4 protein-coding genes are annotated in these 4,740 nt (G+C 42.9%); all 4 read right to left on the reverse strand.

The annotated features are described in order from the left end of the window. Nucleotides 1–367: 367 nt before the first annotated feature. Nucleotides 368–1,873 (reverse strand): BACON domain-containing carbohydrate-binding protein, encoded by a 1,506-nt coding sequence (locus tag Q0502_RS18785; RefSeq protein ID WP_298654089.1) that lies wholly within the window; start codon nt 1,871–1,873, stop codon nt 368–370. An 85-nt stretch (nt 1,874–1,958) separates the two neighbouring features. After that, nucleotides 1,959–3,155: a sialidase family protein gene (locus Q0502_RS18790; RefSeq protein ID WP_298654092.1), complete on the reverse strand. Its 1,197-nt coding sequence runs from the start codon at nt 3,153–3,155 to the stop codon at nt 1,959–1,961. Nucleotides 3,156–3,276: 121 nt separating this feature from the next. After that, nucleotides 3,277–4,395 (reverse strand): DUF4998 domain-containing protein, encoded by a 1,119-nt coding sequence (locus tag Q0502_RS18795; protein ID WP_298654094.1) that lies wholly within the window; start codon nt 4,393–4,395, stop codon nt 3,277–3,279. Between the two features lie 6 nt (nt 4,396–4,401). Continuing rightward, nucleotides 4,402–4,740, reverse strand: a 339-nt coding sequence (locus Q0502_RS18800; protein WP_298654096.1) for a DUF5000 domain-containing lipoprotein, incomplete at its 5' end; no start/stop codon positions are given.

Here is a 4,740-nt window from a genome sequence, read left to right on the forward strand (position 1 = left end):
GCTTAGGGATGACGCTTATTTCATTGGAGAAGAGCGATAATGAAAAGAAAAAAATAAAAGACTTTAATAATAAATACTTCATGTGCCTGTCATTTGTAATGAAATTGCATACTTCCGCCGGATAAATAAACTATTTGTATTAATTACCCGGGTGGGATACTGATCGATGTATATTCCCGAAAAGGATAAGAGTATCCGGCAAGTGTTATTTTGAATGTGATCGAAATAATCATGGAGACGCACTTACGGATGAAGGTGTACACCATCTCTCTTTCAAATAAAACCCTAAAAACCAAACAAGACACTCATAAAAATAACCTGTTGCCGGAATGCTCTTATCCTGGGAATCATGACCTTTTGATTGCTTTTATTCTAATTCACATACACAACGTACCGGACGGCCGCCTGCCTTGCCGGTGCTGGAGCTATTGGCTTGCGGACTGACGTTACCTTCATTGGTTAGTAACTGGTAGTAAGCTTTTTCATCATTAAAGGAAGTAGATGTCCAAATGTAGTGATAGGATCCTTGGTATTGCAGTGTGCCATCCGCCTTAACATGACCTCCGTATGAAACTTTCCACTTATTCACATAATTGGCCAGATGATCAGGAACATGAGTTACATTCTCTCCCGTTCCTCCTAACGCTTTATCAAGATTTATCAGATCATCTTTGGTAGGTACACGCCAGGGGGAGGGACATAACTTATTTGCATGATCGGTCACATAATACCAACTGTATAAGTATCCCCTATATCCCGGAGCGGCGTCACGATATTCACCGTCAAAGGTTGATAAAGTGCCGGCAGACGCTCTATTACTCCCATCATATTCAATATAGTCACTCCATTTTTGTTTGATGGTCTGATCAGCGCTTTCAATCTCCCATACCTGTGTACTGATAGCATATGTAGGTACTCCTGTGGGATTACCCTCCTGCTTGATAGCGATTGAGATACTTCCTACTTCGCCGGCGGTTACCTTCACTGTTGCCGAAAGTTCGCTTACGAGCATATTGGCATTGGCGGATAAAGTAAATTCGTTCTCTTCTTTTTCTACTGTCAACCACGATTCATCGGATGTCACATCCCAAGTGGAATAATTGGTGATTACGGTAAATACGGGTGTAAAGGCAACCCCATTTGATGTGGCGCTTTTTCCGTCGGCTGAGAATATTACCTCATCCGTTGAAGATACCGATAATAAAGGAGGCGACGGCAACTGATTTACAGTAATGTTTATGGGTGTTGCTTCGCCTGCCGTTATCGTTACCATTGCCGGCTCAGGCGCCTCAAGACTTGTATTGGCATCGGCAGTCAGGGTGAACGTGTTGTCCGATTTTTCCACGTGCAACCACGATTGATTGGATACGGCTTCCCATACAGACACATTGGTGGTTACCGTGAATGTAGGTGTAATGGGTTTGTCGTCCGAGGTGGCGCTCGCTCCGTCTGCTGCAAAAACGATGGTAGTTGCTCCCGGCGCTATTGACAGGAATGGATTTGCACCCATCTGAGTCACGGAAATAGTTACAGACGTCGCTTTCCCTGCCGTTACCGTCACTGTTGCCGGAGCAGATTCGGAAGTATTTGTATTGGCATCGGCAGACAGGGTAAACGTGTTACCTGATTTCTTTACATGTAACCACGACTGGTTTGAGGTGGCATCCCACGATGCCTGATTGGTAGTAATCGTAAAAGTGGGTGTAACGGTCGTTCCGCCGGAAGTGGCGCTTTTTCCGTCCGCAGCAAAAACAATTGCTGTTGTGGCCGGTGATACCGATAATTCGGGATCGGGTTCTTCATCCTTGCAGGACATTAACACCATTGCTGCTACTGTAAGCATAATGGAAAAATTTCTGATAGTTCTTTTCATTTGAATAACATTTTAATTGATAAGACATTTAAATTATAAATTTTATGATTATACGATTTCTTTTATCCTTTATCGAAACGATTTTTTAATGTGTAATTTCAAGGATGGTACCGGCAATGTGTCTTATTCCTTCACCCACATTGAAATAATAAGCTACCAACACTTTATTTTCATCTAACTGCACCGCCCAGGGATAACCGATATCGGAACTGCCGCCGTCTGTGCGGAGAATGATTTCGGGAGCTGTTTTAAAATCGGTACATTCGGAGTTCAGGAGACGGGCGCGGATACCATAAGGCTCATGCCGGTATCCGTAAGTAAGCAACACCCTGTTGTCGGATAACCGCAGGGCATGCAGGGGATGTCCCCGGAAATCCATCTTCTCCCAGGGTTGAAAGCTTTTTCCGCCGTCCGTAGAGCGTGCAATACACGCCATATCATCCATATCGGTTGTGCGGAGAAAAGCAACGATATCACCTTTTGGGGTCTTCAGCAGTGACGTCTCGCTAAAACTATACGTATCATCGGTAGCAACAGGACAGGTATATCGCCAGGTTACCCCTTTATCTTCCGATATTAACAGATGGGCGGATATCTTTCGCGGATTTTTTTTGTCATTGGCAGCCACAACCCATAAAATGCGTCCGTCTTCTTCTTCATACATTGCTCCGCGGTTATAGGCCGGTAACGGATTGCCTAAAGCGCTGTAATGAACCTCGGAAGGAATATGCGGGGGATAATCAGGTCCTTCCCATGTTTTCCCATTGTCCGAAGAACGGATCACATAACCGCCCAGAAAATAAGCCCGCCCGTCTGCCATATGGTAAGGTTCCTTAAGGTTCGGGACGCCTGACGGAAGGACAAAAGCCCATGAATAGCTTGTACAGATAAGGGTACCGTCCTTCAATCTTAATAAGCAGGGATCCTGTGAACCGCCAAAGGGATGCGCATACATCAACTCAGGTTCTTTTGTCCAGTTTTCCCCGTCCGTTGAACGAACCATCACCAGATAACTGTTCGGATCCACATGATTGCTTCCCGGTTCTCCGAATATTTTTCTATCCGGCGCCCGGCGAAAGGCCACAAGAAACTCACCGTTCCCTCCTTTTATTATAGAAGGGAAGCATGAGTAAAACGGGGCATCCTGATAAATGATAATATCCTTGACTTTCCGGACATACGTTTGATCAACCGATTTCAAGAGCCGACCTTCCGCTTTCTCAGAAGAGAACAGGATGAAAATACTTATGGTCAAAATTTTGATGAATAATCTTACTTGCATGCGATTAAATTTTAGAGCGAAGAGTCAAGAATCAAGACACAAGATATTTTAATTATATTCCTGTATGTGATTGATCTACATGCTCATTTCATAATATAAAAACCTGATGTAAAAAATATGATCAGTCATAGAATCCAACAGAAAATTCGGCCAAATGTGTATAAAGGTTTGGTCCGGCGACCATATATACACGAATATATCTTGTCGTAATTGGATTTTGGAGATTAAAACTCTGAACTCCTGATATATCAGCTAATGTAAAAGCCTCACAATCTATCCAATGAATGCCATCGGCACTTTCCTGAATAGTAAAATCAGTAAAATCATTCTGCAACTGATCACTCCTAGAGGTAAGCTCTACAACTGATACGTTGGTCATTTTTTTCATATCATATGCCAGCCAATGCGGGTATCCCGGCATTTCCCCAACGTGCTGAGTATGCCAAAAAGTTGAAGCATCGCCATCAATTGTTTTTTCAGGCGCTCCATCCGGCAATTGTCCCGTGGGTTCATAGGAATCTGCCGTTGCCGTCCAATTAGATCTGTCAACCTTAATAAACACTTCCTGAGTTTTGAAATCAGTATAAAAAGTGTCAATAGCCGTAGGTTCAGGTATAAATGAAGTATTGTATTTTAAACCTGAGGCCATATCGGTCAGAAGAGTGGTTGTTTCGGACATTGGGATTTTTTTCTTAACCTGATCCCCATTTACGCTCATGTAAACCAGATTACAGCAAATCCCATAATTCACGGCCGTGGACCAATGAATGGTTAAATTTCCATCCTCTAAGGGAGTCGTACTCTTAATGGCCCTGTTTATGAGCGCTGCCTGAAACCTATCGCCATACACATTTCCGGTGACTTCAAAGGGTAGCGACCGGTGTCCGTATTTATCAATACTTATAAACTGGAAGATATATTCTGTTTCTTCCATATCTTCGAGTAGTTTTTTATAAATACCGGGTTGACTATTGACTTGGATTTCTGTAGAATCGGTAAAATCATTCCAAAAAATACGAACCGTTTCGATTCTTTGGGACCTGACAAATATTTCAAACTCAATCCGGTTTTTTCCGGCACCGGCAACGACACTATCGACTTTGGCTCCGTAAACCATTTCCCCTTCGTCTAAATAGGGTTGATGTAAGTCGTTCATTTTGGAGCAAGATAGTGTAAAGAACGCCAACAAATATAATAGACAAGTTATATTGCTTAATTTCATTTTCTTTGTTTTCATCATAAAATGCTATCTGTTATCGCCATAAACCTCTAATTCGGATATCTGAAAATTATCCCCGCCCGCCCATGTCTGGAGTATGTTAAGCCGGATATAACGCACTTTTGGATTTGTGGAGGGACAAATAAAATCTTCGCCGTTTTTAGCTACATATACATCTTCATCTGTATTTTGCCCGAAAGGTAATCCTGAAGGTTTTACGGATGTGCAATCCATCAATTTTGTCCAACTGTCCCAATCGCCTGTTTGATCAAGGGTCTGGCATCCCCAGACTTCAAATTTTCTGGGATTACCTTCTGCGAAGATAAACCCTGTTCGTTGATAGAGTCTTATACGGCTGATCTGCCC

The organism is uncultured Proteiniphilum sp. (genome assembly GCF_937873925.1).
Classification (GTDB): Bacteria; Bacteroidota; Bacteroidia; order Bacteroidales; family Dysgonomonadaceae; genus Proteiniphilum.

What these genes read in the sequence shown, in the direction of transcription:
- Q0502_RS18785 (WP_298654089.1), bottom strand. Translation starts at nt 1,873, where the DNA reads ATGAAAAGAACTATCAGAAATTTTTCCATTATGCTTACAGTAGCAGCA.
- Q0502_RS18790 (WP_298654092.1), bottom strand. Translation starts at nt 3,155, where the DNA reads ATGCAAGTAAGATTATTCATCAAAATTTTGACCATAAGTATTTTCATC.
- Q0502_RS18795 (WP_298654094.1), bottom strand. Translation starts at nt 4,395, where the DNA reads ATGATGAAAACAAAGAAAATGAAATTAAGCAATATAACTTGTCTATTA.